This is a genomic window from Cryobacterium sp., assembly GCF_025463825.1.
In the GTDB taxonomy this organism is placed as follows: Bacteria; Actinomycetota; Actinomycetes; order Actinomycetales; family Microbacteriaceae; genus Cryobacterium.
Map to the genome: position 1 here is coordinate 1 of NZ_JAODBG010000090.1, position 3,297 is coordinate 3,297.

Consider the following 3,297-nt stretch of genomic DNA (forward strand, 5'->3'; position numbering starts at 1 on the left):
GAAATACATCGGCCACTACAACACCCGGCGCCGGCATCAGAGCCTCGGCTACAAAACACCAACCCAAGCCCTCACCGAGTTCACCAGCACGCTACACACCACCACAACCACCCCGGCAGCGGCCTAACAAAATGATCAGGAACAGTGTCCAGCACGAGCGGGTCACCCCAGGGCACCGGGTCCTTGTTTCTGGACTTTCTCCTTATCAGCCCCCGTCGCTCCGCTCGCGGGAGTTGCCGCGGAGCGCCTCGGCCACCGTGACCATCTGCGCGCGCAACGCCTCCACCACCGCCGCGATCACCGGCTGCCGCTGGGCCTCAGGGCGCAGCACCATCCAATAGGGCAGCTCCTCGGCGAACTCGGGCAGCAGCCGCACGAGGTCGTCATGCCGGTCCGCCATGAAGCAGGGCAGCAGGCCGATGCCGCCGCCCACCCGGGTGGCCTCGATCTGCACGAACACGTTCGTGGAGCTCAGCGAGCCGCGCATGGTGGGCACCCGCCGGCGCGGCGCGTCCAGGTCGTCGACCTGCAACATCGAGTCCACGAAGTAGACCAGCGGATGCGTGACCAGCTCCGCCACGCTGGCTGGCGTCCCGTTGCGCTCCAGGTACTCCCGCGAGGCGTACATTCCCAGCGTGTACCGGCCCAGTTCGAAGGACTCGGCCCGGTGTGCCTGCGGCCGGCCGACGACCACATCCACGTCCAGGCCCGACCGGTGCTGCAAGGCCTGCCGGGTGACCGTGACGATCTCCACCCGCAGCAGCGGGTGCCGCCGCTGCAGTGCCGCGACCGCCGGCGCGGCGATGAAGGCGCTGAAGCCATCCGTTGCCGACAGCCGCACCACGCCGGACAGGGGCCGGTCCGCCTCGGTCGGACCGCTGAGCAGGTCCAGTGCCGCTTCCACATTCTCCGCGGCTCGCACCGCCCGGGTGCCGAGGTCCGTCAGTTCCCACCCGCCGGCGGTCCGGGAGAGCACCCGCCCGGCCAGCGCCGTCTCCAGGGCAGTGATGCGCCGGGAAATGGTGGTGTGGTTCAGGCCCAGGGATTCCGCGGCGGTGGTGAACCGGCCCGTCCGCGCCACGGCCAGCAGCACCAGCAGGTCGTCGGGGTTGGTGAGAGGGGGCTGATCGGGCATATCTGCAATTATGCACAACGGGAGTGTGGAAGTGGTTATTGCTGCAGGGTGGTTGTGCGGCAATACTCAGGGGAGCCATTCACCGTCCCGCCGATTCCGCGGGTCGACCCGGCAGGCCTTCCCCCATCCAGTGTCAATGTCGATACTCAAGGAGATCACCATGAGCGCTACCTCGCGTGTCCAAGCCGGAAGCGGCACTCCCCCCACCAGCGAGACCGCCGGTCTGAAGAAGATCGTCGCCGCTTCCATGGTCGGCACCGTCGTCGAATGGTACGAGTTCTTCCTCTACGCCACGGCCGCGAGCCTGGTCTTCGCCACGGTCTTCTTCCCCAACGCCGGCAGCCAGCTCGACGGCATCATCGCCGCGTTCCTCACCTACGCGGTGGGCTTCATCGCCCGCCCGCTCGGCGGCATCGTCTTCGGCCAGATCGGCGACAAGCTCGGTCGCAAGCACACCCTGCAGGTCACCATCGTCCTGGTCGGCGTCGCCACCTTCCTGATGGGCTGCCTGCCCGGTTTCGACACCATCGGCTACTGGGCGCCGGCCCTGCTGGTGGCGCTGCGCTTCATCCAGGGCTTCGCGGTCGGCGGCGAGTGGGGCGGCGCGGTGCTGCTCGTGGCCGAGCACAGCCCCAACCAGTCCCGCGGCTTCTGGTCCAGCTGGCCGCAGTCGGCCGTGCCGGTCGGTAACCTGCTCGCCACCCTGGTGCTGCTGACCATGTCGTGGACCCTGCCCGCCGACCAGTTCCTCAGCTGGGGCTGGCGCGTGGCGTTCTGGCTGTCCGCCATCATCGTCGTGGTCGGTTACTACATCCGCACCCACGTCAGCGACGCGCCGATCTTCCTCGAGGCCCGCGCCCAGGTCGAGGCCGAGAAGGCCATCAGCTACGGCGTCATGGAGGTGGTGCGCAAGTACCCGAAGGGCATCCTCGGTGCCATGGGCCTGCGCTTCGCGGAGAACATCCTCTACTACATCATCGTGAGCTTCTCGATCGTCTACCTGGTCACGGTGTGGGAGTACAACACCAGCAGCCTGTTGCTGGCCCTGCTGATCGCCCACGTCGTGCACTTCCTGGTGATCCCGCAGGTCGGCCGGCTGTCCGACCGTCTCGGCCGGAAGCCCGTCTACCTGGCCGGCGCCATCCTCGGTTCCACCTGGGCGTTCTTTGCCTTCCCCCTGTTCGACACCCAGAACCCGGCGCTGATCGTCCTGGCCATCACCATCGGGCTCTGCTTCCACGCCCTGATGTACGCCGGCCAGCCCGCCATCATGGCCGAGATGTTCCCCACCCGGATGCGCTACTCCGGCGTCTCGCTCGGCTACCAGGTGACCTCGATCCTGGCCGGCTCACTGGCCCCGATCATCGCCACGGCCCTGCTGAAGGAATTCGACTCCTGGATTCCGGTGGCCCTGTACGTGGCCGCCGCCTGCGTCGTGACCCTGGTCGCCGTGGTGACCCTCAAGGAGACCCGCGGCATCTCGCTCCGCGAGGTCGACGCGGTGGATGCCCGCAAGCACGGCCTCACCCCCGTCACGGTCGATTGATGCTGAACGATCTGACCGGCCAGACGGCCCTCATCACCGGCGGCGCCGGCGGCATCGGCGCGGCCTGCGCGGCCGCCCTGGCCGCCCAGGGGGCGCACGTCATCATCGCCGACCGCGACGCCGAAGCAGCCGAGCGGGTGGCCGGCGAGGTCCGCGGCGAGGCCTGGGCCGTCGACCTCCTCGACACCGCCGCCCTGGAGCAGCTGGCCCTCGAGGCCGACATCCTGGTCAACAACGCCGGCTATCAGAGCATCAGCCCGATAGAGACCTTCGAGCCGGCCGAGTTCCGCCGGATGCTCACCCTGATGCTCGAGGTGCCGTTCCTGCTGATCCGCGCGGCGCTGCCGCACATGTACGCCAGTGGCCACGGCCGCATCATCAACATTTCCTCGGTGCACGGGCTGCGCGCATCCCCGTTCAAATCCGCCTACGTCACCGCGAAGCACGGGCTCGAGGGGCTGTCCAAGGTCACCGCGCTCGAGGGCGGCGACCACGGGGTCACCAGCAACTGCGTGAACCCCGGCTACGTGCGCACACCCCTGCTGGAGAGCCAGATCGCGGCGCAGGCCGAGGCGCACGGCATCCCCGCCGACGAGGTGATGCACGAGGTGATCCT

General features: G+C 68.4%; 4 protein-coding genes. 3 read left to right on the forward strand and 1 reads right to left on the reverse strand.

The features are described 5' to 3' along the window. The coding region (locus JWP54_RS17745) for an integrase core domain-containing protein (RefSeq protein WP_367274171.1) at positions 1-127 on the forward strand (127 nt) is incomplete at its 5' end. Positions 128-205: 78 nt separating this feature from the next. On the opposite strand, the gene JWP54_RS10990 is transcribed toward JWP54_RS17745, so the two are convergent. After that, entirely contained in the window at positions 206-1,135 is a 930-nt protein-coding gene (locus JWP54_RS10990; RefSeq protein WP_297371760.1) for a LysR family transcriptional regulator, read from the reverse strand. A 160-nt stretch (positions 1,136-1,295) separates the two neighbouring features. Between JWP54_RS10990 and JWP54_RS10995 the strand changes: the two genes are divergently transcribed. After that, positions 1,296-2,681, forward strand: a complete 1,386-nt coding sequence (locus JWP54_RS10995) for an MFS transporter (protein ID WP_297371763.1) — start codon at positions 1,296-1,298, stop codon at positions 2,679-2,681. Continuing rightward, positions 2,681-3,297, forward strand: a 617-nt coding sequence (locus JWP54_RS11000) for an SDR family NAD(P)-dependent oxidoreductase (RefSeq protein ID WP_297371766.1), incomplete at its 3' end; no start/stop codon positions are given. The genes JWP54_RS10995 and JWP54_RS11000, both read left to right, overlap by 1 nt.

Coding starts and splice junctions, on each gene's coding strand:
- JWP54_RS10990 (WP_297371760.1), bottom strand. CDS start 1,135: ATGCCCGATCAGCCCCCTCTCACCAACCCCGACGACCTGCTGGTGCTG.
- JWP54_RS10995 (WP_297371763.1), top strand. CDS start 1,296: ATGAGCGCTACCTCGCGTGTCCAAGCCGGAAGCGGCACTCCCCCCACC.